Below are 246 nucleotides of genomic sequence, written 5' to 3'. Positions count from 1 at the left end.
CAGGTCGATCGACTCGTAATAGGGTTCGCCCCCGTAGAGGTCGGCGCAGGTGAAGACGATATAGCGCGCCGCGTCGCGCAGACCTGCCGCGCGCAGTACCGTGCCGAGTTGCGGCCCCTGCCACTTGGCGATCGCGCTCCACCCCTCGACACAGTCGTGGCGCGGGATCTGCGCGCGTTGCGGCATCGCGCCGAGGTCGGACAGCGACAGCGACAGTGGCCGGGTCACCAGCCCGCCGACCTGCAG

The 246-nt window shown here is 69.9% G+C and carries 1 protein-coding gene; it reads right to left on the bottom strand.

Features of this window, described 5'->3' with window-relative positions:
• The coding region (locus AC0IYH_RS33280) for a molybdopterin-dependent oxidoreductase (RefSeq protein ID WP_471838678.1) at positions 1-246 on the bottom strand (246 nt) is incomplete at both ends.

The organism is Pseudomonas sp. AC463 (genome assembly GCF_979253585.1).
This window is presented reverse-complemented; position numbering and strand designations above follow the sequence as displayed.